The sequence below is a fragment of the Amycolatopsis sp. NBC_01286 genome, from assembly GCF_035982555.1.
Classification (GTDB): Bacteria; Actinomycetota; Actinomycetes; order Mycobacteriales; family Pseudonocardiaceae; genus Amycolatopsis.
Genome location: NZ_CP108428.1, coordinates 794,229 through 821,018, shown reverse-complemented (window position 1 = coordinate 821,018; position 26,790 = coordinate 794,229). Strand labels below are relative to the sequence as shown.

At 69.1% G+C, this 26,790-nt stretch carries 23 protein-coding genes; 11 read left to right on the top strand and 12 right to left on the bottom strand.

Annotation, left to right across the window (positions count from 1 at the left end):
* Positions 1–49: 49 nt before the first annotated feature.
* The 4 genes from OG570_RS03790 to OG570_RS03775 all read left to right on the top strand — a co-directional run bounded on the left by OG570_RS03790 (position 50) and on the right by OG570_RS03775 (position 3,087).
* Positions 50–889 carry an SDR family oxidoreductase gene (locus OG570_RS03790; RefSeq protein ID WP_326955612.1) on the top strand — a complete coding sequence of 280 codons (840 nt, stop codon included), beginning with the start codon at positions 50–52 and terminating at the stop codon, positions 887–889.
* 118 nt (positions 890–1,007) lie between these two features.
* Positions 1,008–1,502, top strand: a complete 495-nt coding sequence (locus tag OG570_RS03785; RefSeq protein ID WP_326946628.1) for an RICIN domain-containing protein — start codon at positions 1,008–1,010, stop codon at positions 1,500–1,502.
* Between the two features lie 113 nt (positions 1,503–1,615).
* Positions 1,616–2,440, top strand: a complete 825-nt coding sequence (locus OG570_RS03780; RefSeq protein ID WP_326959854.1) for a DUF72 domain-containing protein — start codon at positions 1,616–1,618, stop codon at positions 2,438–2,440.
* A 101-nt stretch (positions 2,441–2,541) separates the two neighbouring features.
* Positions 2,542–3,087, top strand: a complete 546-nt coding sequence (locus OG570_RS03775) for a dihydrofolate reductase family protein (RefSeq protein WP_326959853.1) — start codon at positions 2,542–2,544, stop codon at positions 3,085–3,087.
* Here the strand turns inward: OG570_RS03775 and OG570_RS03770 are convergent.
* The 9 genes from OG570_RS03770 to OG570_RS03730 form a co-directional block, all read right to left on the bottom strand.
* The gene (locus tag OG570_RS03770) at positions 2,993–4,078 is read right to left on the bottom strand and encodes an RNA polymerase subunit sigma-70 (protein WP_326955611.1); all 1,086 of its coding nucleotides are present in this window, start codon (positions 4,076–4,078) and stop codon (positions 2,993–2,995) included. The two genes, OG570_RS03775 and OG570_RS03770, sit on opposite strands and share 95 nt — an antisense overlap.
* A gap of 5 nt (positions 4,079–4,083) precedes the next feature.
* Positions 4,084–5,511, bottom strand: coding sequence for a M1 family metallopeptidase (locus OG570_RS03765; RefSeq protein WP_326955610.1), 1,428 nt, complete (start codon positions 5,509–5,511; stop codon positions 4,084–4,086).
* Between the two features lie 167 nt (positions 5,512–5,678).
* Positions 5,679–6,881: an MFS transporter gene (locus tag OG570_RS03760; RefSeq protein WP_326955609.1), complete on the bottom strand. Its 1,203-nt coding sequence runs from the start codon at positions 6,879–6,881 to the stop codon at positions 5,679–5,681.
* Between the two features lie 39 nt (positions 6,882–6,920).
* Positions 6,921–7,994, bottom strand: coding sequence for a hypothetical protein (locus OG570_RS03755; protein WP_326946632.1), 1,074 nt, complete (start codon positions 7,992–7,994; stop codon positions 6,921–6,923).
* Between the two features lie 10 nt (positions 7,995–8,004).
* Positions 8,005–8,748, bottom strand: coding sequence for a class I SAM-dependent methyltransferase (locus OG570_RS03750; RefSeq protein WP_326955608.1), 744 nt, complete (start codon positions 8,746–8,748; stop codon positions 8,005–8,007).
* Between the two features lie 11 nt (positions 8,749–8,759).
* On the bottom strand, positions 8,760–9,692 hold the full coding sequence (locus OG570_RS03745; RefSeq protein ID WP_326955607.1) for a TauD/TfdA family dioxygenase: 933 nt from the start codon (positions 9,690–9,692) through the stop codon (positions 8,760–8,762).
* Positions 9,693–9,694: 2 nt separating this feature from the next.
* Positions 9,695–11,278, bottom strand: coding sequence for an AMP-binding protein (locus tag OG570_RS03740; protein ID WP_326955606.1), 1,584 nt, complete (start codon positions 11,276–11,278; stop codon positions 9,695–9,697).
* Entirely contained in the window at positions 11,278–11,901 is a 624-nt protein-coding gene (locus OG570_RS03735) for a thermostable hemolysin (protein ID WP_326955605.1), read from the bottom strand. Before OG570_RS03735 ends, OG570_RS03740 begins: the two co-directional genes overlap by 1 nt.
* Positions 11,902–12,027: 126 nt before the next feature.
* Positions 12,028–13,341, bottom strand: coding sequence for an FAD-binding protein (locus OG570_RS03730; protein ID WP_326955604.1), 1,314 nt, complete (start codon positions 13,339–13,341; stop codon positions 12,028–12,030).
* A 336-nt stretch (positions 13,342–13,677) separates the two neighbouring features.
* Here OG570_RS03730 and OG570_RS03725 point away from each other — a divergent pair, with 336 nt between their 5' ends.
* The 3 genes from OG570_RS03725 to OG570_RS03715 all read left to right on the top strand — a co-directional run bounded on the left by OG570_RS03725 (position 13,678) and on the right by OG570_RS03715 (position 18,361).
* A complete protein-coding gene (locus OG570_RS03725; protein WP_326946638.1) occupies positions 13,678–14,232 on the top strand; it encodes an RNA polymerase sigma factor in 555 nt (184 codons plus the stop codon).
* Positions 14,233–14,260: 28 nt separating this feature from the next.
* Positions 14,261–15,271: a hypothetical protein gene (locus OG570_RS03720; RefSeq protein ID WP_326955603.1), complete on the top strand. Its 1,011-nt coding sequence runs from the start codon at positions 14,261–14,263 to the stop codon at positions 15,269–15,271.
* Positions 15,272–15,568: 297 nt separating this feature from the next.
* Positions 15,569–18,361 carry a helix-turn-helix transcriptional regulator gene (locus OG570_RS03715; RefSeq protein ID WP_326955602.1) on the top strand — a complete coding sequence of 931 codons (2,793 nt, stop codon included), beginning with the start codon at positions 15,569–15,571 and terminating at the stop codon, positions 18,359–18,361.
* 15 nt (positions 18,362–18,376) lie between these two features.
* Here OG570_RS03715 and OG570_RS03710 read toward each other — a convergent pair whose 3' ends face one another.
* Positions 18,377–18,925 (bottom strand): hypothetical protein, encoded by a 549-nt coding sequence (locus tag OG570_RS03710; RefSeq protein ID WP_326955601.1) that lies wholly within the window; start codon positions 18,923–18,925, stop codon positions 18,377–18,379.
* Positions 18,926–19,023: 98 nt separating this feature from the next.
* Complete coding sequence (locus OG570_RS03705; RefSeq protein WP_326946642.1) at positions 19,024–19,806, bottom strand: hypothetical protein; 783 nt, start codon at positions 19,804–19,806, stop codon at positions 19,024–19,026.
* 494 nt (positions 19,807–20,300) lie between these two features.
* On the opposite strand from OG570_RS03705, the gene OG570_RS03700 reads away from it, so the two are divergent.
* The 4 genes from OG570_RS03700 to OG570_RS03685 all read left to right on the top strand — a co-directional run bounded on the left by OG570_RS03700 (position 20,301) and on the right by OG570_RS03685 (position 25,635).
* Positions 20,301–20,528, top strand: coding sequence for a hypothetical protein (locus OG570_RS03700; protein WP_326955600.1), 228 nt, complete (start codon positions 20,301–20,303; stop codon positions 20,526–20,528).
* 209 nt (positions 20,529–20,737) lie between these two features.
* Positions 20,738–20,938, top strand: a complete 201-nt coding sequence (locus OG570_RS03695) for a hypothetical protein (RefSeq protein WP_326955599.1) — start codon at positions 20,738–20,740, stop codon at positions 20,936–20,938.
* A 1,897-nt stretch (positions 20,939–22,835) separates the two neighbouring features.
* Positions 22,836–25,040, top strand: a complete 2,205-nt coding sequence (locus OG570_RS03690; protein ID WP_326955598.1) for a DEAD/DEAH box helicase family protein — start codon at positions 22,836–22,838, stop codon at positions 25,038–25,040.
* Positions 25,041–25,131: 91 nt separating this feature from the next.
* The gene (locus tag OG570_RS03685) at positions 25,132–25,635 is read left to right on the top strand and encodes a hypothetical protein (protein WP_326955597.1); all 504 of its coding nucleotides are present in this window, start codon (positions 25,132–25,134) and stop codon (positions 25,633–25,635) included.
* Here OG570_RS03685 and OG570_RS03680 read toward each other — a convergent pair.
* Positions 25,632–26,060 (bottom strand): hypothetical protein, encoded by a 429-nt coding sequence (locus OG570_RS03680; RefSeq protein WP_326955596.1) that lies wholly within the window; start codon positions 26,058–26,060, stop codon positions 25,632–25,634. The genes OG570_RS03685 and OG570_RS03680 overlap by 4 nt on opposite strands.
* Positions 26,061–26,790: the final 730 nt, after the last annotated feature.

Genomic DNA, 26,790 nt, shown 5'->3' with positions numbered 1-26,790 from the left:
CCGGCTCCTAGCGTTCGGCCGTAGAAGACGTCGAACCGAGGAGCTGAAGATGATCGTGGTGACCGGAGCCACCGGGAACGTGGGCAAGCCGCTGACGCGGGCGCTGATCGAGGCGGGCGAGCAGGTGACGGCGGTGTCGCGGCACGCGGCGCCGGCGCCGGCCGGCGGCCGGCACGTGGTGGCCGACCTGGCCGATCCGGCCGGCCTCGAGCCCGCGCTGGCCGGGGCGAAGGCGTTGTTCCTGCTGCTGTCCGGCGACCTGCACGCCACCGGAGCGAACCCCGCCGACGTCATCCACCAGGCCGTGGCCGGTGGGGTCCGGCGGATCGTCCTGCTCTCCTCGCTGGGCGTGGCGACCAGGCCGTTCGGCGCGACGCGGATCGCGTTGCGCGCGGTGGAGGACGTGCTGCGGGAGTCCGATGTGGACTGGGCCGTCCTGCGGCCGGGCGGGTTCACCTCGAACGCCTTGTGGTGGGCCGAGTCCGTCCGCGAGCGGCGGGTCGTCGCCGCGCCCTTCGGTGACGTCGGGGTGCCGATCATCGACCCCGCGGACATCGCCGAGGTCGCGGCGGCCTGCTTGCTGGACGACCGGCACACCGGCGGCGTGTACGCGCTGACCGGCCCGGAGGTGATCACGCCGCGCGGGCAGGCGGAAGCGATCGCCACCGCGTTGGGCTCGCCGGTGCGGTTCCACGAGCTGACCCGGGCGGAGGCGAAGGCCGGGATGGCCCGGAGCATGCCGGCGGAGCTCGCCGACGACACGCTGGACATCCTCGGTGCCCCGAACCCGGACGAGCTGCGTGTCAGCCCGGACGTCCAGCGGGTCCTCGGCCGCGCCCCGCGCCCGTTCGCCGGCTGGGCCGCGCGCAACATCGCCGCGTTCCGCTGAGTTCCCGCCCGTGGTGCCGCCCTTTGTGCTGCCCCTTGGACGGGCTGCCACACCGGCCGATCCGGTGATGCTTTCCGGTGCGAAGCCCTGTCCACCAGGAACGGCGAAAGGTCTCACCATGCGCGGATTCAGCCGAGTGATAGTGGCGCTTGCCGGAGCGCTGGCGTTGACGGCCGGTGTCACCCTCCCGGCGAGCGCCACCGACAGCCGCCCCATCCACAGCTTGGCCGTCTCGCCCGCCAAGTGCGTCGGCCTGGCCGACAACGGCAGCGCCGCCAACGGGACGCGGCTGGTCCTGTGGGACTGCCACCTCAACCCCGACCAGTACTGGTTCTGGGGCGGTAACCCGTTGTTGCGCAGCACCCCGTCCGGCAAGTGCGTCGGCCTGGCGAACAACGGCAGCACGGCGAACGGGACCGAGCTGGTTTTGTGGGACTGCCACGGGAATCCCGACCAGCAGTGGAGCTGGGTCGACGTGCCGGCCGGCGGGTGGGCGTTGAAGAACACGCCCTCCGGCAAGTGCGTCGGCCTGGCCGACAACGGCAGCACCGCGAACGGGACCCGGCTGGTGCTGTGGGACTGCCACTACCACGTAGACCAGAGGTGGAACTGACGCAGCCGCTGGCCGCTCCCGTTGCCGTGAGTGGAAAACTGCTGCCCGGGTGGTGGTTTCCCGCACGAGCGAGGGGAGCGGACGGAGTGGCACGTCTTCATGTCGGCTGCGCGATGTGGACCCACAAGGCGTGGCCCGGCCGGTTCGTCCCGCAGGCGCTGCCGGCCGGCGAGCGCCTGCGGGCCTACGCCGGCTGGTGCAACGCGGTCGAAGGCAACACGACCTTCTACGCGACGCCCGCCCGCAACACCGTCGCGACGTGGGCGGAGCAGACCGGCCCCGGCTTCCGGTTCGTGCTCAAGCTGCCCAAGGTCGTCACGCACGAGCGCCGGTTCGCCGGGGTCGAGGCCGAGATGCGGGCGTTCCTCGACGCGATCGAACCCCTCGGCGACCGGGCGGTCCTCTGGACCCAGCTGCCCGGCTCGTTCGGCCCCGCGGACGTCGACGCCCTGGTCCGCTTCCTGCGCCGGCTCCCCGCCGACCGCCGGCGCGCGGTGGAGGTGCGGCACCCCGGGTTCTTCACCGACGCCGCCTCGACGTCGCTGCTGGAGGGGGCGCTGGCCGCCGCGGACGCCGAGTGGGTGCCGTTCGACACGACGGTCTTCTTCGGGACCCCGCCGACCAGCGAGGCCGAGCAGGAAGCCTGGACGAAGAAGCCGCGGCTCCCACGGCGGACGCGGGCCCTGACCGACCAGCCGGTGGTCCGCTACCTGGGCCGCGACTCGGTCGAGGAGACGGTCGAGGGCTGGCAGCCGTGGGCCGAGGTGGTCGCCGGCTGGCTGCGCGAAGGCCGGTCACCGACGGTCTTCCTGCACACCCCCGACAACAACGACGCGCCGGCGCTGGCCCGCCGCTTCCACGACGACGTCCGAGCACTGGTGCCCAGCCTCGAACCGCTGCCCGAGCCGGAGCCGATCGAGCCCGCCACCCTGTTCTGAGCGACGTCGCCGCGCACCGATTAGAACTTCGCACCGCGCCCGTCTATACGTGTGAGATCGATTCACAGGAGGCTGGCTTGACGCGCAAATTGATCTTCGGCATGAACGTGACGGTGGACGGCTACGTCGCCGCGCCCGGCGACGACCTCGGCTGGAGCGGGCCGCCGAGCGACGAGATGTTCCAGTGGTGGCTCGACCAGGAGCTGGCGGGCACGCTGTCGCTGTACGGGCGCGGGCTGTGGGAGGCGATGAGCTCCCACTGGCCGACCGGCGACCAGCGGCCCGGCGCCACCCCGGCGCAGGCCGAGTTCGCGCGGAACTGGCGGGACACGCCGAAGGTGGTGTTCTCTTCGAAGATCGACGAGGTCGGCTGGAACACCCGCCTGGTCACCGGCGACGCCGTCGCCGAGATCACCCGGCTCAAGGCCGGGGACGGCGGCCCGATGCGGGTCGGCGGGGCGAGGCTGGCCGGGGCGGCCGTGCGGGCCGGGCTGGTCGACGCCTACGAGATCGTCACCCACCCGGTCCTGGTGGGCGGCGGCACGCCGTTGTTCACGGCGCTGGACAGCTGGGTGAACCTGAACCTCGTGGAGACGCGGACGTTCCCCGGCGGCGTGGTGCTGACCCGGTACGAGACGAGGCGCTGAGGGACGGGGGCAGCTCCAGCCACGGTTTGCCGGTGACGTCGAAGCCGGTGAGCTCGGCGATCTTCCCGTCGACGATGTGCAGGACCGCGATGTTGAGCAACCGGTACACCGGGTCGTCGGGGGTGCGGCGGTACAGCACGGCGGCGGGCATGCGGTTGACCGTCGTGGCGACGCAGCGCCAGTCGTGGCCGGGAAGGAAGAGCCCACCGGCGACCCAGCCGTCCACCGCGTCCCCGGCCCCCACGGTCACGGTGCCCGGATCCGGCAGCATCGCGAAGCGCAGGTCGTCGCGCAGCAGGGCCGTCAGCGCGTCGACGTCGTTGCGCTCGTGGGCGTCGATGTACGCCTTCACCACGCCGCGCTCGTCGTCCGACAGCTCGTGGGTGGCGGGGTTCCGCCAGTCGAGGCGGCGGCCGGGCAGCTGCTCGCGCATGGTCACGCGCGCCCGTTGCAGCGCGCTGGTCACCGACGCGACGGTCAGCTCGAGGGCGTCGGCGGCCGTCGACGCCGGCCAGCCGAGGACGTCGCGCAGGACGAGCACCGCCCGCTGCCGCGGTGGCAGGTGCTGGACGGCGACGATGAACGCCAGCTCGATCGTCTCCCGCGCCACCACCGATTCCTGCGGGTCCTCGGGGAGCATCCGGTCGGGGTAGGGCTGCAGGTGCGGCACCTCGGCGCCGGGGTCCGGCAGCTCCGACGCCACGGGCGTGCGCTTGTCCAGGAAGTCGAGGCAGACGTTCGTCGCGATCCGGTACAGCCAGGTCCGCGGCGCCGCGTGGCCCTTGAACGTCTCCCGCTTGTGCCACGCCCGCAGGAACGTCTCCTGCGTCATGTCCTGGGCGTCCTCGTAGTTCGCGAGCATCCGGTAGCAGTGCACCTGCAGCTCACGCCGGTGGCGTTCGGTGACGACCGCGAACCGCGCCGTGTCGCCGGAGCGGACCGCCGCGATGAACGCGGCCTCGTCGGCGTCCGGCGGTCCGGCGTCGGTCATGGTCGTCAGAGCGCCGGCTTGCCCGGCTGGTAGAGCCAGGTGTGGAAGAACGTGTCGAGGTCGCGGCCGGTCAGCCGCTCGACGAACTGGATGAACTGCCGCGTCGAGACGTTGCCGTACCGGTGGGCCGTCGGCCACTGCGTGAGCACCTTGAAGAAGGCGCGGTCGCCGATCTTCATGCGCAGCGCCTGCAGGGCCATCGCGCCGCGGTTGTAGACCAGGTCGTCGAAGATGTGGTCACGCCCCGGGTCGGCGACTTCGCCGCTCCAGTCCTTCTCGTCGGCGTAGGCCTTCGCGAAGGTCTGCTGCACGGGAACCTTGTCGAACTTCTCCTGGTAGAGCCACTCCGAGTAGGTCGCGAAGCCTTCGTTGAGCCAGATGTCCGACCAGTGCACCGGGGTGAGGCTGTCGCCGAACCACTGGTGACCGAGTTCGTGGGCGAGCAGGTCGCCGTCGACGTCGCTGGTGCTCTGGTCGTAGACCGGGCGGCTCTGCGTCTCGAGGGCGTAGTCGACGCCGACGTCGGCGAGGATGCCGCCGGTCGAGTCGAACGGGTACTGCCCGTACATCGAGGATTCCCACTGGATGACCTGCGCCGTGGTCTGGTTGAACACCTTGCCCTGACCGGGCTTGGTGTCGATCGACTTGCCGATCGCGGTGATGTTCGGCAGGCCGCCGGCCGCCACGCCGCGGGTGACGTCGTAGTCGCCGATCGCGAGCATGCTCAGCTCGCTGGCCATCGGCCGGTTCATGGACCAGCGGAAGGTCGTCTGGTGGTCGCGGGTGGTGGTGGGCCCGGGTTCGCCGTTGGCCAGCACGGTGAGCCCGGTGGGCACGGTGATGGTCTGCGTGTAGGTCGCTTTGTCGTCGGTGGTGTCGTTCACCGGGTAGTAGGTCGCCGCGCCGATCGGCTGGTTGAGCGCGACCGCGCCGTCCTTGGTGGGGACCCAGCCGGACAGGCCCAGCGCGGGGTCGTCGATCTTCCGCGGGACGCCGGCGTAGCTCACCGAGACGACGAACGCGCTGCCCTTCCGCAGGCCGTACGGCGGGGTGATCACCAGCTCCTGGGCGCCGCTGCGGGTGAAGGCGGCGTTCCGGCCGTTCACCGAGAGCCTGCTGATCTTCAGCGGTCCCTGGAAGTCCAGGTCGAAGCGGGAGAGGTCCTGGGTGGCCGTGGCGAGGATCGTCGTGGTCGCGTCGATCGCCTGGGTCGCGGGGCTGAACGCCAGCCGGATGTCGTAGTGGCCGACGTCGTAGCCGCCGTTGCCCATGTCGGGGAAGTACGGGTCCCCGGCGCCCGGCGCACCGGGGGAGTACCGCGGCGCTTGTGCGGGCGCCGCCTCCGCCGCCGGGCCCGTCGCGGCCAGCAGGCCGGCGGTCAGCGCGCAGGAGATGATCACCAAGTGGCCACGGCTACGGTTGATGCCTCGCATCGGTCCTCCTCGGCAGTCATCGACGCTGAAGAGTAGGTCCGATCCGACACGCGGATCAACCCTGCCGTGGCGGCCTCGGAGTCCGGTTCGGGCGGTTCCTGGCCGGTTGTGCCCACAAAGGACTCCCGGCGTGATCCACCGCCGCCGGGTAGTGCACCCGCCCGTGCTCAGCGCGCGGGTACCCGGTCCGCCGCTGCCGGTCGCGGCAGGCGAGCGCGGGCGGCCAGGCCCAGCAGCACCGCGCCCAGGAACGCTCCCGCCGCGCACACGCCCGTCCAGCCCGCCACGACGTACGCCGCGTTGCCGAGGCCGGAGCCCGCCGCGCCGCCGACGAAGTAGGCGATCATGTAGTTCGCCGTGATGCGGCCGTTGCGGCCCGCGGCCAGGCGGTAGATCGTCGCCTGGTTGGTCACCTGCAGGCCTTGCACCCCGACGTCCAGCACCACGATCCCGAGCACCAGCAGGACCACCGACTGGCGGCCCAGCACCAGCAGGCCGAACGAGAGCAGCACACACCCCGCGAACGCCACCCCCGGGCGGCGCCCCAGGTCACGGTCGGAGAAGCGGCCCGCGAAGTTCGCGGCGAGCGCGCCCGCCGCTCCGGCCAGGCCGAAGAGCCCGATCGTGCTCGCGTCGAAGTGGTAGGGCGCGTCCGCGAGCATGAACGCCATCGTCGCCCAGAACAGGCTGAACGTCGCGAAACCGACCGCACCCATCGCCATCCGGTTGCGCAGCACCGGTTCCGCGCGGAACACGCGGTAGATCGACACCAGCAGCGCCGGGTAGCTCAGGCGCTCGCGCGGGCCGTCGGCCGGCAGGCGGCGGGCGAGGACGCACGCGACGAGCGTCACCAGCACGGCGCCGCCCCAGTAGACGATGCGCCAGCCGGCCGCGTCGGCCAGCAGGCCGGCCACCGTGCGAGCCAGCAGGGTGCCGACGAGCATGCCCGTCATCACCGTGCCGACCACGCGGCCGCGTGAGGCGTCGTCGGCCATGGACGCCGCGAACGGCACGATCACCTGAGCCGCGGTGACGCCCAGCCCGATCAGCACGGACGCCCCGATGAGCACCGCGACCGACGGGCTGCTCGCCGCCACGACCATCGCCGCGGCGAGCAGGGCCAGCAGTCCCACCGCCAGCTTGCGGCGAGTCAGCACGTCCGCGAGCGGGACGACCGCGGCCAGGCCGACCGCGAAACCCAGCTGGGACAGGGAGACGGTCAGCCCGGCCGCCGTCGAGCCGACGTGGAACTCCGCCTCCACGATCGGCAGCAGCGGCTGCACGTAGTAGAGGCTCGCGACCGTCACCCCGGTCGCGATCGCCATCACCAGGACGAGCGACCTCGTCGGCGCGGTCCGTTCGCTCGGCATCCCGACCTCTTTCCGTGGTTCGGCACCGGCCGGCGCCGATCAGCGTGGTTTACAGTGCAGCGCACCGAAGCGAGCCGGCGCGAGAGATGCCGCACGCAGGAAGATGTCGTCACCGGAAATGGTGAACTCCGTGAGACAGGCGTCGGTGAACTTGATGACGTGCTCGTCACCGTGCTCGACGGCGGCCGTGCGGAGCGCGTCGATCGACGGCGCCGGCTCCACCGGCACCGCCGCCGGTTCCGGCGTCAGCGCACCGAACCCGGCGAAGATCCCGGCGAAGAACTGCCACAGGTGCCAGGCCGTCGACTCCAGGGCCTCGGCGGTCAGGTCCTTGCTCAGCATCCGCAACGCCGACGGCGCGGTCACCAGGTGGACGAACGGGATCGGCGTGTTGTGGTGCGCGGCGAACGCGCGGGCGCCGATCTGCGTCAACCGGCCGATCTGGTCGGGCCACGACACCGTCGGGCGGAAGCTTTCCACGCCGGCGGCGAACTCGCGGTCGTCGCGCAGCAGGTCGAGCCGGCCCGGGATGCCCTCACGCCGGGACTTGGCCGTCGCCGGGAGCCACGGGATCGTTTCGAGCGCGCCCGGGGCCGTGCGCAGCGGCCGGGCCTGCGCGTAGACACCCGGCAGCTCCTGGTAGCGCGCCGCCCAGTAACCGAGGCCGTGCGCGATCTCGTCGAGCAGCAACGGGTGTTCGCTGCCGTGCTCGTTCATCGCGCGGACCGCGTGGGCGGTGCGCAGGAACCCGTGGGTGCCGGCCGCGGAGATGCCGCGCAGCAGCCGCGGCCACCACGCGTCGACGACGTCACGCCAGTGCGCTTCGGCCAGTTCGCGGGTGAAGAACTCGATCCAGTCCGTCGACCGCTCGATGTCGCCGAGCGCGCAGGCGAGGGAAACCGGATCGCCGTCGATCCGCTGCTTCGCGGGTTCGGGATCGTCCACCCAGGTCAGGTACGTGTCGGTCCAGCCGACGAGCTCCTCGCCGACGTCCATTGTGGACAATACCTCGGCGCCCATCGGCGCGTGGTTGGCGACGAACCCCTTGTACTCGAAGCCCTTCCGCTGTGCGCGGCCGAGCGACTCCAGCAATGGTTCGAGTCCGGCGGGCACGGTGACCTCCTCACTTCCGGGCGCGCAGGCCCAGAATCGTCGGGTTGGCCAGGAACTCCGCCCAGAAGCCGGCGCCGAACTCGGCGACCGCCGCTTCCGGGAGGTCGGGTGCGGTGAACTCCACGGACCGGAAGCCGGCGTCGAGGAACGCGCGCACGATCGGGCTCGCCGACCAGAAGACGGCCTTGAACGAGATCTCCGGCTCGACGTGCGCGGTGACCTCCAGCCGCTTGCCGTCGTCGAAGTCCTCCAGCACCCGGTGGGTGAGGCCGTACTTCGTCGCCGGCTCGCGGCTCCAGTCGAAGGCCGGGTTCATCTCGATCCCGACGTACTCGCCCCCGTCGCGGAGGTTCGCGTACGCCGTGGCGGCCATGGCCGTCAGGTCGGCCTGCGTCTCGGCGTAGCACAGCAGCCACACGGCGGTGACGACGTCGAACTCGCCGAGCACGCCGGCCGAGCGCGCGTCGCCGACGCTGAACTCGATCCCGCGCGGTTCGGCCTCCTCGGTGCGCCGGGCCGAGGCGACCATCTCCTGGGAGATGTCGACGCCGTGCACGGCCCGCGCGCCGCCGTGGGCCAGCGCGCGGCTGTACCAGCCGGTGCCGCAGGCGAGGTCGAGGACCTCGGCCGCCGCCGCGCCCGCGGGCCGGGTGGCCAGCCGGTGGAAGGTCGCGCCCTCGGGGAAACGGGCCAGCGGCATCTGTTTCTTCAGCCGCTCGTAGGACTGGCCGATCGCGTCGTACTGGGTTTCCATCGCGCCTCCGATCAGGAGAGCCGGGACCGGGCCTCGGCGAGGAGTTCGGGCTTGACGTAGCTCTGCGCGTTGAACAGCGAACGGTTCTCGTCGCGGATCTTGCGCCGGCCGTGCATCACCCGGCTGTTGTCGACGATCGCGACGTCGCCGGCGTACCAGTCGATCTCGTCGGTCTCCAGCGCGGTCGCTTCGATGATCTCGCGCATGAGCATGGCGTCGAGCGGGGTGCCGTCCTCGAACTCGATCACCGGCGGCTCGTAGTTGACCGACGGGGTGAGGATGCTGTTGGCGAAGACGGGGCCCTGACCGAACATCGTGGTGTGGGCGGCGTGGGTGAAGTACGTGTAGTGCACCGAGCCGTCCGCCCGGAGCAGGTACTTGACGTCGACGTCGTCGTCGGTGACCGCGAGCAGGTCGTCGAACGTGATCTGTTCGGCGGTCTTCGCGCCGTCGAGCAGGCGGAACACCAGGTTCTTCCACTTGTCCGCCGGCATCGGCCGGGCGAAGGAGATCCGCTGTTCCAGGAACCGCTCCTGGGTCCGCGGCGACAGCCGGTCCCAGGTGCGGGCGCCGTCGCAGATCGTGGTCTGCGAACCGATCTTCGCCGGCCGCTCGCAGTAGAACCAGACCAGGTCGGGCACCCACGGCGTGGCCCCGTTTTCGACGTGCAGGCCCTGCGGCACCAGCCCGGCCTCGATCTTCTGGGCCACGCTGCCGCCGGCGAACCGGCGCGCCGGGTCCAGGGTGATCCGCGAGGAGACCCGTTCGACGAGCCCGGAGAACGACTCCGGCGCGGTGTCGAAGCCGCGCAGGACCGCGTAGCCGTGCTCGGACAGCGCGGTCAGCAGCTCGACGCCGTCGACCGCGGTCAACGGGTCGCGGGCGCCGCTCTCGACCACGAGGCCGTGGCCGTCGATGTGATCGGCCAAGGTGAACTCGGACATGCTCACACCTCCACCATGTTGAAGCGGTGCCCCTGCACCGCGGTCCAGATGTCCGTCCGGCGGGGACGTCCCGTGACGGTGAAGAACTCGGCGTGGAACAGCTCGTCGCCGGTGACGAAGGCGGCTTTGGCGACCTGCTCGATCTCGGAGAGGATCTCCGCGTTCACCTGCCGGACCTGCGAAAGCGCTTCCCCGGGCGCCGCGCCGGGTGCGAGCACGAACACCGCGACCAGGCGTTCGAGGTTGTCCCCGAACACGACCGCCGACTCGATGGCCGGCCGGCTCTTGTACTGCGCCTCCACCCATTCCGGGCTGACGTTGCGGCCGTTCGAGGTGATGATGACGTTCTTCAGGCGGCCGGTGATCGTCACGTACCCGTCGTTGTCGAGCAGCGCGATGTCGCCGGTGTGCAGCCACCCGTCGTCGTCCAGCGGCAGGGCGCTCGGGTCGCTCGAACCGAGGTAGCCCGACAGCTGGGACGTGCTCTTGATGAGCAGCTCGCCCGACTCGCCGACCCGGGCCTGGCAGTGGTTCAGCGGCCGGCCGACCGTGCCCAGCTTCACCTGGCCGGGTGCGTTCAGCGTGGCGACGGAACCGTTTTCGCTGAGGCCATAGGCGACGTACACGGGCAGCCCGCGATCCCACATCGCCCGCAGGACCGTGTCGGAGACCGGCGCACCGCCGCTGAAGAGCAGCATCGGGTCTTCCCGGCCGTACAGCGAAAGGGAAAGCGCGCGTGTACCGGCTTCCCTGGTGCGGTCGACCTTCTGGGCCAGGGACTCCACCAGGGACGGCGGCACCAGCGAGACGGTCGGGCGGACGCGCGGGAGCAGCTCGCGGACCCGCTCCACATCGGACCCCGCCGTGCCGAGCGGCTTGACGTCCTCGGGCAGGAACACCACCGTGCCGCCGGCCAGGAAGGTCAGGTACACGGCGAAGACCTGCTCGACGAGCAAGCTCATCGGCACCACCGAGACGTAGCGTTGCCAGGCCTCGACGCCGACGCGGGAGCGGACCGAATCGAGCAGGTCGTCGACCGCGCCGCGGCGGAGCATGACGCCCTTGGGCGTCGACGTCGTCCCCGAGGTGTGCACGATCTTGCAGATCGCCTCCTCGGAAAACGTTTCCGCCAGGGCGATGCGCTCGCAGGCGTCCGCCAGTGCCGTGGCGTCGGCCTCGGCGGCCACCGGGACGATCTCGCACTTCTGCGGCAAGAGGTCCGCGGCCCCGCCCCACGCTTCCAGCTGCCGCGTCCCCTGCTCGTCGACGAGCACGGTGATCGCCGTGCGCAGCAGGTGGCGCGCCTGCTCGCGGGCGAACGCGAGCGGGATCGGGACCGAACTGACCGTCGTGAGCTGGCAGGCGATGTCGGCGATCACGGCCGCGACACCGTTGCCGGTGAGGATGCCGACGGTGCTGTCGTCGTCACCGCGACCGCGGGCGCGGAGGTCGAGCGCCTCCGCCAGCCGGACGGCCGCCCCGAAGACCGCACCGTAGGTGTAGGTCGTGACCGTGCCGTCGGCGGCGAGCTCCTCGACCGCCACCGCGTCCGCGGCGTCCAGGTCGACCTGCCTCAACCAGCGCATCAAGCTGCTCCTTTCGCGGTGCCGTGCGACGCGCACAGCAGGATCCCGGTGCGGGGCCGGGTCGAGTAGTAGGTGCCCCAGCGCTCTCGGTCCGTGTCGTGCAGGTCCGAGGGACAGGCGTTCGCGAGCGTGGTGAACCGCCAGCCGGCGCGGTGGGCGACACCGTGCAGCTGTTCGGTCAGCGTGGCGACGAGGTAGTCGAAGCCGAGCGAGCGCACGATCTCGGGCACGGTGCGCATCAGGAACAGCCCGCACCCGCGCGCGTTCGACACGAGCGGGCCGAGCTCGCACACGCGTTCGCGTGGCGGGACTTCGGCGCTGAGCCGCGCGCAGGCGTCCTGCGCCGGACAGTCGAGGTACTGCTCGGAAAGCAGCGTCCGGCCGCCGGCCGAGGTGATCCCGGCGACGCCGAGGGGTTCGGCCGAGGGACGGACGACGTCACGAGCCGCGACGAAGAAGTCGGGGTGCGGGTCGATGACGGCGCCGTAGACGGCCAGGTACTTGGCCTTGGCCGTGTCGACGCAGACGTCGTAGTACGGATCGTCCGGCCACACGACGCAGGCGTCGGGCACCACGCCGTCGCGCAGGTCGCGCACGACGACGGGACCGACCGGCCGGCGCACCGGATCCACCACGGGAGCGCGCGCAATACTGGGGGAAACCGCCATGCCCGTAAGGGTCACACGACGGCGCGGGAGCAGGCTGCTCCTGGATTGCGGTCACTTCGCGTCAGCGACGCCCCGTTGTGGTCACTCCGCTTCTTCGCCGGTGAAGACACCCTGGCCGCTGCCGAGGACGTTGCCCGGGTCGTAGCGCTGCTTCGCCGACTCCACCAGTGGCCAGGCCTGTCCGAAGTGGACGATCCAGTCGGCCGGGCGCATCGGGACGGAGCCGACGGGGTACTGCACGGCGCCGAGCGACCGGGCGCGGTGGTACAGCTTTTCGTTGGCGGTGACGAGCGCTTCCGCGGCGACCGGGTCCGGCGGCGCGGTCCGGAGCAGGGCGAAGAAGAACGCCGTCGCACCCCGCGGCATCCGCGGCAGCGGCGCGTCGGTGGTCTTGACGGGGTAGAGCAGGACGACCCCGCTCGGCCCGATGTGGTCCGGGGTCAGCTCCGCGGCGACCTCGGCGACGAACTCGGCCGCCACCTCGTCGGGCAGCAGCAGGTTGAGCCCCGGGTGCGGGTGGAACCAGTCTCCCGAAGCCCGGAACGTCGCCTCGCCGGCCGCCATGCGGTGCAGGAACTCCGAGTAGGTCAGGTCCGTCGTGGTCGCGTCCGCCGGGTCGAAGCCCAGCTCGCCCAGCGCTTTCGCGTCGTCAGGCGGCGTGGCCGCGTCGTAGAAGGCGGCGACGTCGAGCAGGAACCCGCTGCCCTCCGCGCGGGCCTGCACCATGCCTTCGACGTAGGGCCACTGCGTGCTCCCGATCAGGTCCCGCTGCGCCGCGATGAGGGTCGCGGCGTCCGGCACCGGCACCAGGTGCCGCCGGACGCGCTCGGGCGCCGGCACCAGCCGCAGCACCACGCGCGTGATCACGCCGGACAACCCCAGGCCACCGAGGGTCGCGACGAACAGCTCGTCGCCGCGGTGGCAGGTGTGCACCTGACCGTCGCCGGTGACGACGTCGAGTTCCAGCACCGAGTCGGTCAACGGGCCGTGCTGGTGAGCCGTCCCGCCGAAGCCGCCCGCCACGAGCGTGCCACCGACCGACAGTTCGAGGTAGTTGGGAAGCACGGGCGGCGTCAGGCCGGCCGCGAGCGTCGCCTTGAGAAGGGCTGACCAGCGAGTACCGGCCAACACGGTAACCCGATCCTCACCAATCTCGGGAACCCCAGCCAACGACCGCAGGTCCGCCAGCACGCCTCCCGCGGACTGCGCCTGCCCGAAGGTCGAGTGCCCCTCGCCCCGAGCGACGACCGTCCGCCCGAGAGCGGCAGAGCCGACGATGAGCGCGGCCAGCTCGTCAGGTCCACCCGGTTGCTCCACAAGAGCGGGACGCCGGCTGACCAGGTGCCCGAAGTCATCATCGGGCGGCGTTCCACGACCAGCGTGCGGTGCGGTCATCAGGCATCCTCCGACGATTTCGATTGCCCCTGATCCTGTCTGAACAGCCGCCGGCGCAGTAGTGCATTCTGCACGTTCTGGACAATGGGTTTGACAGGTAGGCCGCCCACAGCCGATGCGGACCCCCCGGACGTGACCAGCGCCGGACACCGTGCCCTCGGCGCCGGAGTCGGCGCTGAGGCGGGCGTGACCCGCTGGACTCCGCCTCGGGACTCGCTTGCTGTGCCCCAGTGGGGTGACCTGACCTGACCTGACCTGACCTGACCTGACCTGAACGCTTTGGGCGCGCGTTGGCAAAGACGGGGTGTCAGGGCGAAGCGAAACCCGAGGAGCTTCATGTCGTCAGACGCGGAACTGATCGGCAGGTCGCTGCGCGGGGACACCGATGCCTTCGTGGAAGTGATCAGCCGGCACGAGACCGCGCTCGGGAACTATCTGGCGCGCAGAGTGGGGCGGCAGGCAGCCGAGGACGTGCTCGGCGATGTGTGGGTGGCGGCTTACGAGTCCCGTGCGAACTACGACCGTTCGTATCCCGAAGCCAGGCCCTGGTTGTACGGCGTCGCGCTGAACAGGCTGCGCCGGCACTGGCGGTCCGCGCCGGCCGAGGAGCCGGCGTCGGACCTGACCGGCGTGGCGGGTGACTGGGATCCCTGGCCGGCGGTGGATGCCCGCGTGGACACGCAGGCCCTGCTGAGCAGGGCACTGGCTCGGCTCAAACCGGAAGAGCGGGAAGTGCTGGGCCTGGTCGCCTGGGAGGACCTGACCGTCGCCGAGGCCGGGCGGGTGCTCGACATCCCGGCCGGCACGGCCCGCCGCCTGTTGCACCAGGCGCGCAAGGCGTTGCGTGAAGCCCCCGAAGTGATCGCGCTGCTGCAAGTCCCGACAACGTGAAAGACAACCCATGGATGAAATGGATCTCATGAAGAATCTGCGTGACGTGCCGTCCCCCGGTCCCGAGGCCTATGACCGTGCCCGCGCGGCACTGCGGACGGCGATTGAGGAACCCGTGGCCACGGTCGTGCGACCGAAGCACTGGTTCTCCTGGCCCAAGGTCGGCGTCGCCGCCGTGGGTGCGGCAGCCGTCGCGGCGGCCGTGGTGATGGGTACGTCAGGCGGCAGCGTCCCGGCCGGCCCGTCCGGCGCCGCCCCGCAGGCGGTCGAGGCGCCGCTGGTGAAGCTGGCCTCCGCGGTCCGGGCGGCCGGCACGCGGCCAGGAGACGCGTCGCTGATCATCAACACGAAGTTCGGGCTGGACGGCAAGCCGGACCTCTACTACACCCTCTACACCGACAAGGGCCGGCAGTTCACGGGCGACTCGGCGAAGACCCTGGCGGACGCGGTCGCCAAGGGCGACGCCGAGCCGGCTACGCCGTACGACGGGAAGGTGATGGCGGCGGCCCGTCTCGCCGCGAACGGCGACGTGGACAAGGCCAGGATCGCGATGATCACCGCGGCCGGCAACGCTCTGGGAATCGGCCTGAGCCCCGCCGAGGCCGACAAGGCCTGGGCGGCCGCCCAAGCGGAGACCGCGGAGGTGCTCCGCAAGATCGGCAAGCCGGTTCCCGCTCCCCGGCCGCGTCCGACGGGCAAGGACCTGGAAAACCTCATCAACAACCACCTGTGGAGCAACACCCAGCACGCGCTGTTCGCCAACGCCGCCGATGCGGAGGTCCGCGCGGGCGTGCTGAAGCTGTACGCGACCATCCCGGACATGATCGTCGGCAAGACCGAAGTCGACGGCCAGGCCGCACTGACCCTCACCGCGCCCCCCGCCATCCTGGGCGGCAGTGCGGACGTCCTCATCATCAACGCCGACAACGGCCTGCCGATCCGTGAGGAGGTCACCTCGGCGGAATCGTCCAAGCACTACGTGGTGAACTACAAGTCGTTCCGCGTCACCCTCGCCGACGTCGCCGCGGGCAAGATCTGACCCCTCGTACCGAACTGTCCTGGGAGGGCCGAGATCATCTCGGCCCTCCCAGGACATCACCATGTCGATCACCCGAGCCCGCCACCCGAGCCCGATCATCGCCTCGATGAACGCCTGCGCGTCCGCAACGTCAGGGTCGCCGCCCCGAACTCCTCGATCCGCGCCCACTCCTCTGCGCCACACGGAGCAGAGTGTTCGACGTGGATCAGCCCTGTGGCGAGTCGTTATGCTGACAACACTTCCGGCTCGACGAAGTTCTTGATCTCAGGGTGTCGGACACAGGAGTGTGAACGTCTGGTGACGCGGCTCGTGGAGCGGGACGGAGAGCTGCGCGACCTCAAGCGGTCGTTGGCCGAATTGGCGGCCGGCCGGGGTGGTCTGGCGGTGGTGGAAGCGGGCCCGGGGCTGGGCAAGACCACACTGCTGCGGGAGGTGCGCAGGCTCGCGGCCGGTCAGAGGTGCACGGTGATGGGGGCGCGCGGTGCGGAGCTGGAACGCCAGTTCGGTTTCGGCGTGGTGCGGCAGCTCTTCGAGCCGGTTCTGCCGAGGGAGCGGGCCGCGCGGGACGAAGTGTTCACGGGTGCGGCCAAAGCCACCGAGCGCCTGTTCGGAGAGACCGGCCAGGAGGACGCGCCCGGCTCGCTCTACCCGTTGCTGAACGGGTTGTACTGGCTGTTGGTCAACCTGGCGGAGCGGGCGCCGTTGGTCGTGCTGGTGGACGACGCGCAGTGGGCCGATCTGCCGTCCTTGCAGTTCCTGGGTTTCCTGGCGCGCCGGCTCGACTCGGCCCGGGCCCTGGTGATCATCGCGATCCGGCCCGCGGAACCCGGCGCCGACGAGTTGATCGACGACATCCTTGCCGCCGGGGAACTGACGTTGCTGCGCCCCAAGAACCTGAGCGGCGTCGCGGTCGCCGAACTGGTGCGGCGGGAGCTGGGCGGGGACGCGCACGACGAGTTCTGCGTCGCCTGTCACGCCGTCACCGCCGGGAACCCGCTGTTCGTCCGGGAACTGTTGCGAGTGCTGGCCGCCGACGGTGTACGGCCGGAGGCGGCCAACGCCGCCTCCGTCGCGGATTCGGGCCCGGACGCGATCCGCTGGTACGTCGCCGGCCGGTTGCGCCGCCAAACACCGGAGGTCCAAGCTGTGGCGCGGGCGGTCGCCGTGCTCGGTGACGACACGCCCGTCGCTGTCGTGGCCGAACAAGCCGGCCTGCCTGGGTCCGGAACCGTGGCGGCCGCGCAGAAGCTCACTCGGTTGGGGATATTCGAGCGTGCCGACCCTCCTGCCTTCGTGCATGCCGTCGTGGGCGATGTCGCGCTCTCGCTGATCCCGGCGGACGACCTCGGCGCGGAACACGAACGGGCGGCGGCGGTGTTGCAGCGGGCGGGAAGACCACTGGTCCAGATCGCCTCGCACCTGCTGCGCACTGCCCCGCGCGGCGTGCACGACCGCGTCACACTGCTGGCCGCGGCGGCCAGGCAGGCGTTCCAGCACGGGTCGCCGGAGGACGCGGCCGTGTTCCTGGAGAGGGCGCGCGCCGAACCGCCGGCACCGGCACTGCGGGCGGAGATCAGCCGGCAGCTGGGCAACTGCCGGGCCCACCACCTGGCCGTCACCGACGCCGAAATCCACCTGCGGGAAGCGCTCACGCTCACCGATGACCGCAGGCAGCGGGCCTTGTGCGCTTACAGCCTCGCCCGGTTCCGCAACGCCAGTGGTGACCCGCACACGGCCATCCCGTTGCTGGTCCAAGCGCTCGACGATCTGGCCGGTGCCGATGCCCCGGACCTCGAGCTGGAGGTCGAGGGCGAACTGGTCGGCATGGCCAGGGCCGATCCGGCCGGCCGCACCCTGCTGCTGCGGCACCTGGAGTCCTTGGAACGGCGAAGCGGCCGCCCAGGCGCGATACCGGACTCGCAGCGGTCGATCGAGGCGATCTTCGCCGGTCGCCCGGTCGCCGAAGCGCTGCGGCTCGCACGCTCGGCGCTCGCCGGTGACGCGCTCACCCCCGAGCGGTGCGCCCTCTGGGCGGCGGTGCACACCCTGTTGGTGGCCGATCAGCTGGACGAAGCCGAACGGCGCATGCAACGAGCGCTGGACACCGCCGTCGAGCGCGGGCTGCTGTTGCCGATGGGCATCATCCGAGGCTACTTGAGCCGGATCGCCTGGGCGCGTGGTGATCTGGCGGAGGCCGTCGAACACGTCGAACTCGGCACCGCGGCGACACCCCGGCCGAACGTCGGGTTGCCGTTGCTGGACGCCACCGCGGTCCACTTGCGAATGGAGGAGGGCCGGCTGCCGGAAGCGCGGCAGATCTTGGAAAGCGGCGAGCTCGCGGGTGGGCGGCAACCGCACGCGTCCACCCTCATGTGGTTGCTGGAGGCCAGAATCCGGCTGCATCTGACCGAAGGTGACCACGCCGCCGCACTCGCCGACGCGCTGCTGTGCGGACAGTGGTACGAACGGTGGGGTATGAGCCTGACCTGGGACGTGCCGTGGCGATTGGCGGCCGCGAGCGCCCATCTGCTCGCGGGCAACCGGCAGGAAGCCGGAGCATTCGTCGCCGAGCAACTGCGGCTGGCCCGTGATTTCGCTGTTCCCAGGCACATCGCGATCGCCCTGCGCGCCGCGGCCCAGCTCGCCGCCCCCGCCGAGGCACTGCGGAATCTCGCTGAAGCAGCAGACCTGTTGCGAGACGGTCCTGGCCGGCTGGAGCTGGCCAGGACCCTCTCGGATCTCGGCGACCTGCAGCTGCGGGACGGCGATCGAGGCACCGCTCGGGCCACTGTCCGGCGTGCCGCCGAGCTGGCCGTGGAGTGTCACGCCCTCGAACTGGCCGAGCGGCTGAAAGCCGGGCTGGCGCGAGGTGGCGGCCGGCCGCCCAAGCTTCGCATCAACGGCGTGCGCGGGTTGACGCCGTCCGAACGCCGGGTCGCGCGGTTGGCCGCGGACGCGTTGACCAACCGTGAGATCGCCGAGCGTCTGTTCGTCAGCGAGAAGACCGTCGAGGCTCACCTGAGCAGGACGTTTCGCAAACTCGGTGTCCGCTCGCGGACCCAGCTCGTCACCCACTTCGCCGCCGGTTGACCCTGGAGCCCGGCCTTACCGGTGTCGCTGATCGGGCGCTTCTCCCGGGAGGGGTGCCAGCACTCCGGATATGACGCGCCATCGCCGCGCCATGTCCAGGATCGTCTCACCCTCCGGGCGCGAGAAGATGACTCCTTCTCCGTTTTCGTCCTTGTCCCCGGTGCGGAGGTACTTGCCGTCCTCGAACCAGGTGAAGGTGTAGTTGACCCTTTCCAGGGCGTCCAGTGCGTACGCCTTGAACTGGTTCGCTTCCCGCTCCAGCCCGTACGTGCAGATCACGATGTACTGGGTGAACTTTTCGGCTTGGTCGTGGTTTTCCTGGTTCTTCAGGACGTCGAGGATCGAGGTCTTCGGGTCCTGCCCCGGGTTGCGCAGGTAGTCACCCCGATCGAGGAACGAGACGATCTTGCGCCATGATTCCGTGCGATCCACCGGGATCCCGCTGGACCGCACGATGTCGCCGGACAGGAGGATCTTGTCGATGTACGCGCCGACCTTCTTGTTCATGTCCGATGACGTCGTCAGCAGACTCGAAAGGTCGGCTGGGGACAGGTATCTGGCCATCTCGTTGAACATGTCTCTTGGCATTCGCTGGAGTTCGGACGTCGGAATTTCCTCGGGCATGATTCCCCTCCGTTCAAGGCGTGGTGCTGAAATACAGGTCAGTCGGCCGCGGGGATGGTGACCGGGACCGAGTACTGCCAGGTCCACGGCTTGCGGAGGGTTTCGATGTCGACCACGAAGAACTCGAAGGTCTTCTCGACGCGGACGAAGTGTCCGGTGACCTTCACCTGCAGGTTGACGCGCGAACGGTCCTGGAGCCGGTCGCTCACGAAGATGCCCGTGGTCAGCAGCGGCATGTTGGCCACCGAGATGTCCGGTACGTGGAAGAGCGGACACCCCTGGAGCTGGCCGCCCGCCGTCTGGTCCACGAGGTCGGAGGGCTGTTCGTAGGCCGCGCGCTCGGATGCGGCCATCCGGTAGCTGTGCCGGATGACGTCGTTGGTCGAGGTGTTGACGACCTTCCAGTCCTGCAGGCCCTTGCTGAACGAGCTGCCGATGACGATGCCGCCGCTGACGCCCGTGGTCGGCACCGGCCCGAACGTTCCCGCGTTGACGTCGAGCTGCCACTGCGAACTGGTGCTCGTCGATTCGCTGCCCATGGTCGTCTGCGGGCTGTCGATGCCGATCTTGTACGGCGAGCCGATGGAGAGTTCGACGTCGATCTGGTCGCAGAAGTACCCTCGTTTGTCGTCCTTGTCGTAGATCAGCTTGCCGTCGATGCTGGCGGCGACGTTCGATCCTTCGAGGCTGACACTGATGAACGTCCGCTTCATGTTCTTGAGGTTGGTGACGACAGCCGACCCGTTCAACCGCAGGGCGGCAACCTGCGACTCGTAGGCCTTCTTGTCGTACTCTTCGAAAGAAGTCGTTTCCTGAGCCATTTTTCCTCCTGAATCATTCGACTTCGGCCGGCTGGCCACGATTTCGGGTACCACCGCGGCCGCACTTGTCGAAGGTTAAGAGGAAGACAGTGGTCGCTCATCAGGGAAACCCCTACACGAAACCCTAATCTTCGCTATCGGGGCTGTTCGAGCTGCGCAGGATGGGGTGCGGCGCCAATCCGGTGCGTTTGTGGAACCAGTGTGAGCTGAGCTCGCGGAACAACCTCGCTGCTGCCCACCACCTGGCGGGTGATCCCGCGGTTCGAGGCGACCCTTGCCGACAGCCAGCGGGTGTTGGGGACCCGACCACCCCACGACCAGGACCATCCGCTCGAACCTCGACAGGGTGCGATCGACCCGAAGCCACCCCGTGCCGCCGTTACGGGACTGGCGTACGGCGACTTCGAACCGGCGCCAATCGAGGAAGCCGGTGAAGTTTCGGTAGATCGTTCAGGGGATAGTCGAGGGCCACGAAAATTGCTGTCCGGGGAGTGATGCTCGTGTACCGGATCAAGCCGTCCAAGCCCTCCGCCGTGTTCGGCGCGGTCGTCGGGGTCGCGATGATCGTTTTCGTACTGGTGCGGTTCCCGCTGAGGGAGCCGTTCGTCTGGCTCTGGCTGGCGGTCGCGGTGGGCGTCGTGAGCTTCAGCCTGTGGGCGGCGTTCGCCAAGCGAGGCGCCGAGAAAGTGGTCGTCGAGGACGGTCCTCCACCGGGGCGCTGAGAGGCACCTCCTGCAGAGCGGCCCTGGCGATGGTCCTGCGGTTGACCTCATACCGCGATCCGCCCGTCTGCGATCCGCAAGACGATGACATCCAGCGGGCGGAGACAACACAACGGATGGACGTCCGTTCATCGGCATGGGCGTGTCTTCGGACCCGTCGCCGCAGTCCGCGCATCTTGGATGACGGCCGATCGGCTGCGGAGCAGGTGGTGCGGATTGCCGAGCAGGCCGGTCTGCTCGGTGGGCCGATCGCGTGGCCGCCGTTCTTGGTCGCGTTGCTGCGCGAGCACCTCGCGAGGCACCGGCGTGGGTTCGTGTTCCCCGCGCCGAGCGGGACGTGGTTGTGGCGCTCGACGTTCCTGCGGCGGGTTTCCACCCGGCGATCGACGACAGCGACGCGTCCGGGATGAAGGCGGGCTGCGCGGCCCGGGTCGACGTTCCACGGGCTGCGGCACAGTCACAAGACGTGGCTGATCGCGGGCGGCGCACCGTAGATCGCGCAGGCCCGCAGGCTCGGCCATCACTTGGACAACCGGGCCGTCGAGACTTACCCCCACGTCGCCCCGGAGGTTGAGCAGCGGCTGCTCGACGATCTCGAGCGGTGCTGGCACACGGCGCCCCGACACCGTCACGAGTGTGGTCGACAGCAGGCGGGTTGCGCCGGTTGTCCCCCTCTTCGCCACGGTGGGGGTCACCCCCCGGTCGGGCCCGGGAGCAGCAGGAACACCGCGCCGACGCCGTATCGAGGGGGTGGTGCTCCAGTTCTGCCCCACCAGGAGCACAAGATCACGCAGCAAGGTCGATCACCGAAGATCGAACCCGGAACGCAAGAAACCCCTCCGACCTGCCGAAACGGCATAATCGAAGGGGTTCTGTAAGAGAGTGGAGCTAAGGGGACTCGAACCCCTGACCCCCTCACTGCCAGTGAGGGTCGATCATGGCCCTGACCTGCGGCGATAGAGAATCGCCTAGTCAGATGATGCGCTTCGGTGCCGTTGTTGGCAACTGTGTGTTGTTGAGTGCAGTTGTAACAGGAGGTTTGCCCCAGCTGTGCCCCGGTGAAATTGGTGAGAGGACCGCTTGCGGTTGTTTCGAACAAACGTGTGATCGGCACACGACCACGGGCTTGGCGCCAGTCGAGCAGTCAAGGCGAGCGACGACGTGCACCGGAAGGCGCGGTAACAAGCTACGTCAGCCACTTGGCCGGCCGCCGCGTCGAGCTACCGAGCGTCGGTCGAGACCCGGGTTCTGCGGCATGTGTGGACAGTCGCCGACGGTCCTCGACCGGTGTACCTGGTCCGGGCGTCGCGGTCACCGTTGCTTCTTCCGCTGCTCGAGGAGAGTGATCATTTCGGCGATGTCGTCGGCCAGGTCCTGGTGCTGGGGCCCCTCCGGCTGCAGCTCCGCGTCGACCCGGTCGCCCGCTTCGATGCCGTTGTCCCGCCGCTACACTTGGCGCCAGTCCCAGTCCCAGTCCCAGGCCGATGTCGGTGCCGAAGCGTGCGAGCGGGCCGCGGACCTGGTGACCGTTGAGGGTGCCGGTGACGTGGTGGGTATCCTTTTCGGCCCACACTTCGTCCGGGTCGAACGGCACCGGCAGGTACACCCGGCCACGGGGGCCGGTGGTGATCGTCCTGGTGAAGCGTTGCCGCCGCATGAACCGAATGCTAACGCCGAGTTCTACGTCACGGCATATTTTCGGCACGGACCCCCATCGTGAGCAGGACAGGTGGACGGCGACCGAACCGGAGTGTGGACACGTTCGCGCCCGATCGTGGCTCCTGACCACCTCGCCAAGGCTGCCGTCGCACCCCGATCCTTTCTGACGCTGGAGAAGGTGAAGACGCTCGCGCCCGGGGAAGAGGCGATGGTGAGGCTCTATCCGCTCATGCCCGATCTCTGGCCGCCGGTCGGTCCTGTCGCTGTATGGAGGCCCCCGGATCGTCGGTCTCGCCGATTTCGTGGACGTGGTTTCCCCAATCTGATGACGGGTAGCGACCCGGCGCTCTGGTGGAACCGCAGCGTCGTGGCCCGGCTCCCCGTGCGGGCCGCGCCGAGGCCGAGACTGGTCAGATCGATCACGGGGGCGGCGGTTTCTTGATCGCGGAGCCGCATCGGTTCTCGTGACCGGTCGGAAATTGCCGGCATCGGCCCGGCAGAAGAAACGCGGCGCACTCTGAGGTCGCCGCGCTGGCCCACACTGTGTTACCGCGCCACGCCCACCGGCACCCGAACAGAACGCGCGCAGCCCGGCCTGGATTCGCGATACCGGCACATTATGTCGATGATTGTCGATAGCGTGACAAGGTGACTACTGAAAGCCGGAGTGACGACTCCAAGCCTGCGCCACGCCGTGCGGGCGCAGCCTGGTCGGCGGAGGACACCGCGACGCTGCTGGACGGGCTCAGGCGCGGTGTGGCGCTGGAGGCGCTGGCGGGGACGCTGCAGCGCACGCCCGGTGCGGTGCAGGCACGGTGCCAGGTGCTTCTGCCGCCGGACCTGCGGCCGGCGATGCGAGCTGATGGCGAGGCGGTGCTACGGGCGCAGCTCGCGGCCAACCCGAACTTCGCTGCGGTCGTCAGCCCGACCCGGGTGTCCAGCCGTCGTGGGAGCCGCGGCCGCATTGCCGCGGCTCCCACGCCCGTGCCGCTGAGTGGCGAGCAGCGGCGGATGATCGACGCGGTACGCGCGGGGCGGGATGTCATCGTCGACGCCACGGTGGGATCGGGCAAGACCACCGCGATCCAGGCATTGTGCAGCGAAGTGGGCCGAGGCCGGGAGGTCTTGTACCTGACCTACAGCAAGCTGCTGAAGGCCGATGCGCAACGCCGGGTACGGAACGCGAAAGTGCAGAACTATCACGGAATCGTGTATCCATCGCTGCTCAAGGCGGGCATCACTTGCGGCCTCGATGAATCCATCCGGCGGTTCAACGCGGCCTTCAACAGCATTTCGGCGTGGTTTCCCCGCTTCGACCTGCTCGTGGTCGACGAGTACCAGGACATCAACGAGGAGTACGCGCAGCTGCTGCGCAACATCAAGTCGCTGAACCCGTCGATGCAGACCGTTCTGGTCGGCGACCTGGCTCAGAAAGTGCAGTCGAACACCACGCTGGATGTCCAACGGTTCACCCGGGAGATCACCCGTCAAGCTGAGCTGATGCCGTTCACACAGTCTTTCCGGGCAGGTCAGGAACTCGGCGCGCTGCTGTCGGAGGCATGGAACAAGCCGGTGGTGGGCGTCAACCCCGCGCAGACTATCCGGTATGTCTCTTACCGCGAGGCGCTCGACCTGATGCGGGCGAAGAACCCGGGCGACCTGCTGTGCCTGGGCAAACGCAACGGGCAGATGGCCGAGGCACTGAACCACCTGGAACACCACCACAGCGAGGTCTTCAACAAGCAAACCGTCTACGCCTCCATCCGCGACGGCGACAAGTCGGTCACCTATAACGACAACACCGCCGTGTTCACCACCTTCGACTCCAGCAAAGGCCTGGAACGCCCGACGAGTGTGGTGTTCGACTACGACGAAAACATGTGGGATATGCGCTGCGGCTTCCCGAACGTGGACATCACCGTCCTGCGCAACGTGTTCCTGGTCGCCGCATCCCGAGGGAAGCACGAAGTCGTCTTTGTGCGATCCGCACATGCTCGTCGGCAACCCAAGAGCATCGGGTTCATCCCCGTGCAGCGGTTCACGCAACTGCTGAACGAGGACCAGCCGAAGTATGACAAGCCGCTGCTGGCCTCGGATTGTTTCGACTTCACCTACGCGGAGAACCTTCAGGCGTGTGTCGCCCTGCTCGATCGGCGACGTCTCGACGACGGCTCGGGCGAGGAGATCGTCATCGACCGCGTCGACGGGCTGATCGATCTCTCTCCCGTGGTGGGGCACTACCAGGAAGCGGTGTTCTTCGACCGGTACAACCCGGCCCTCGAGGTGATGCTGAACCCCAAACCGATCGCGAAGCAACTGCGCGTCAAGCTGAACGAGGACCCTTGGCACGATGCGCTGCTGCTGACCGCCGTCGACACCGACCAGATGCGCTACGCCGAGCAGGTCACCCGGAAAGTCAGTGAGGAGGTGCGCGACGCGCTGACCAGGCGGCTGGCGACTCAGCTTCCCCGCGACTGCGAGGCCCAGGTGCCGATGAACCTCTCCGGCATGGCTCTGGGGTCACCAGCGGCGACGCCGATCACGTTCGTTGGTGTCGCCGACGCCGTGCACGATGGCCGGGTCTTCGAGCTGAAGTTCGTCTCCGAACTCGATCGCGCCATGTTTCTCCAGCTGGCGCTCTATCTGGTGATGGGCGGCCATGAGACGGGCGTGTTGTGGAACACCCGTACCGACGAGCGCTGGGCAGTACGAGTGCCCGACCGCACGAAATTTATGCACGCAGTCATCCGATGCGTCACCAAGCAACGCTACCGGGCCTTTCAGGCACCACCACCGCAACCGGGCGGCCAGCTCCACAAGAACACCGGCGGCTTGCTCGGCCGCTCGGGATGAGACGAGAGTGAGGTGTTCACCCGCGAGACGAGCTCGTAATACCCGGTGATAGGTCTATGCCGCCGAGTTGGAGGCGGATCGGCGTCGGCGGGTGTGGATCGATCCGGCCGACAGCGCGGTCACGGTCGCTGACTGGGTGGCGCGGTGGTTCCGGTCGCTGGATCTGGATCCGCGGACGATCGAGAGCTACCGGAGCCGGTTGCGGTGTCACATCCTGCCGAAGTTCGGCCAACTACCGCTGGGTGCGATCACGGCGCTGGGCGTGACCGAATTGGCCCGACAACTGGATCGGGACGGCTACGCCCAGGCGACGGTGAGCTCGCAGCTCAACCCGTTGTCGATGCTGCTGACCGATGCAGCTGATGAGCGGCTGATTCCGTTCAATCCGGTGCGCCGGCGGAGGCGTCGTGGCCGGCGATCACGACGCGCCGTGCCGGAGCGGATCTGGGCGACGCCGGAGCAGACGGCCCGGTCGGGATCCAACGACCGGGCCGTCCGAACAGGACTACCGAAGCAAGTCCGACTTCGGCTGCACTACACCCCTGGTCCGACAGGCTTCGGCTCAGCACACGAAGCCAGGACGCAAGAAACCTAGTGATCGTTGAGGTAATAGTGGTCGCTCGCGTGCTGGAAGTCCGGACCCAGGTAAACCGTGACGCCGATGCTCACGTGTTCCGGGAGGTCGTGCGTGCCGCCATCAGAAGCCCTGGCCGTGGCGCAAGATCCCAATCCACCGGAGGCGACGAGCGTGTAACGCTCGAGGTAGGCGCCCGAACTCTGTTGGACGGAGACACGCGCCCGGGCGGCAAGTCCGTCGGCGAACGAGTCGCAGACGGACACGACGTCGCCGTTTTCTTCGACGTAGACAGTGCCACCCTTGTTGGCGTCCGTGGTGGTCCACGTGTGGTCCCAGCTGCCGCCGGGAGGGTCCACAGTTGCCGACGCCGACGTCGCGGTCATGAGTGTCCCGCCGGCGACAAAAGCAGTCGTCGCGACCAAGGCCGCGATCTTGTTGCGCATCGTATGACTCCCATTCTTGTACTCGCACAGGGAAATCTGGACGAGCTGTATTTGATGTACATCATCTGCTGCAGCAGCAGAGGATCCCGCCGCAGTCGAACAACCTCGGCGCCAACCGGCATCGGACCACTGTCCGCCCGACAATGACCGGCTTATCCGCTGCGGTTCGGCGCCACCGCATGAACAGTTCCTCGCTGAGGACGCTCGCCGATTGGGACAGTCGGAATGGGTGCACCCGCGGAGTCAGTGGATGTGGCGCGGCTCCGACGGGGTGGGTTCAGCACCTGGGAGGATCACGCGGATCATTTCTTCACCGCCGAAGAATCCGCTTCTGTGCCGCTCAACTTGCGCAGCTCGGCCAGACCCCCGCTCGCACGAGCGCGCACACCGTCGTCACGGTGCCCCGTCTCGGCACGAACGGCGTTGCCGGCGGGGCTCCCGCGGCTTCCTCCGTCAGGTCACGCAACAACAGCAGAAGCGCGTCGGCGTTTTCGCCGGAACCGCAGGTCTCCGGTCATCAGGTCACCGGCAGCGCAACCACTGCGGGCGACAGGCTCGTCATCGACGGCGCCGGCGAGGCGTGGTCACTTCGGCCTTCGTTCCTCGCCATAAAGTCTTCTGCCTTCCCTCGTAAACCAAACCCCAGTTACCGAGAGTGCCGGAATCACCTCTGCTACCCCAGCCGGGTGATGCACTCTTGTTCGACTGAACGTATCAGCGATGACCCAGA

What these genes read in the sequence shown, in the direction of transcription:
- OG570_RS03790 (WP_326955612.1), top strand. Translation starts at nt 50, where the DNA reads ATGATCGTGGTGACCGGAGCCACCGGGAACGTGGGCAAGCCGCTGACG.
- OG570_RS03785 (WP_326946628.1), top strand. Translation starts at nt 1,008, where the DNA reads ATGCGCGGATTCAGCCGAGTGATAGTGGCGCTTGCCGGAGCGCTGGCG.
- OG570_RS03780 (WP_326959854.1), top strand. Translation starts at nt 1,616, where the DNA reads ATGTGGACCCACAAGGCGTGGCCCGGCCGGTTCGTCCCGCAGGCGCTG.
- OG570_RS03775 (WP_326959853.1), top strand. Translation starts at nt 2,542, where the DNA reads ATGAACGTGACGGTGGACGGCTACGTCGCCGCGCCCGGCGACGACCTC.
- OG570_RS03770 (WP_326955611.1), bottom strand. Translation starts at nt 4,078, where the DNA reads ATGACCGACGCCGGACCGCCGGACGCCGACGAGGCCGCGTTCATCGCG.
- OG570_RS03765 (WP_326955610.1), bottom strand. Translation starts at nt 5,511, where the DNA reads ATGCGAGGCATCAACCGTAGCCGTGGCCACTTGGTGATCATCTCCTGC.
- OG570_RS03760 (WP_326955609.1), bottom strand. Translation starts at nt 6,881, where the DNA reads ATGCCGAGCGAACGGACCGCGCCGACGAGGTCGCTCGTCCTGGTGATG.
- OG570_RS03750 (WP_326955608.1), bottom strand. Translation starts at nt 8,748, where the DNA reads ATGGAAACCCAGTACGACGCGATCGGCCAGTCCTACGAGCGGCTGAAG.
- OG570_RS03745 (WP_326955607.1), bottom strand. Translation starts at nt 9,692, where the DNA reads ATGTCCGAGTTCACCTTGGCCGATCACATCGACGGCCACGGCCTCGTG.
- OG570_RS03740 (WP_326955606.1), bottom strand. Translation starts at nt 11,278, where the DNA reads ATGCGCTGGTTGAGGCAGGTCGACCTGGACGCCGCGGACGCGGTGGCG.
- OG570_RS03730 (WP_326955604.1), bottom strand. Translation starts at nt 13,341, where the DNA reads ATGACCGCACCGCACGCTGGTCGTGGAACGCCGCCCGATGATGACTTC.
- OG570_RS03725 (WP_326946638.1), top strand. Translation starts at nt 13,678, where the DNA reads ATGTCGTCAGACGCGGAACTGATCGGCAGGTCGCTGCGCGGGGACACC.
- OG570_RS03720 (WP_326955603.1), top strand. Translation starts at nt 14,261, where the DNA reads ATGAAGAATCTGCGTGACGTGCCGTCCCCCGGTCCCGAGGCCTATGAC.
- OG570_RS03710 (WP_326955601.1), bottom strand. Translation starts at nt 18,925, where the DNA reads ATGGCCAGATACCTGTCCCCAGCCGACCTTTCGAGTCTGCTGACGACG.
- OG570_RS03705 (WP_326946642.1), bottom strand. Translation starts at nt 19,806, where the DNA reads ATGGCTCAGGAAACGACTTCTTTCGAAGAGTACGACAAGAAGGCCTAC.
- OG570_RS03700 (WP_326955600.1), top strand. Translation starts at nt 20,301, where the DNA reads ATGCTCGTGTACCGGATCAAGCCGTCCAAGCCCTCCGCCGTGTTCGGC.
- OG570_RS03680 (WP_326955596.1), bottom strand. Translation starts at nt 26,060, where the DNA reads ATGCGCAACAAGATCGCGGCCTTGGTCGCGACGACTGCTTTTGTCGCC.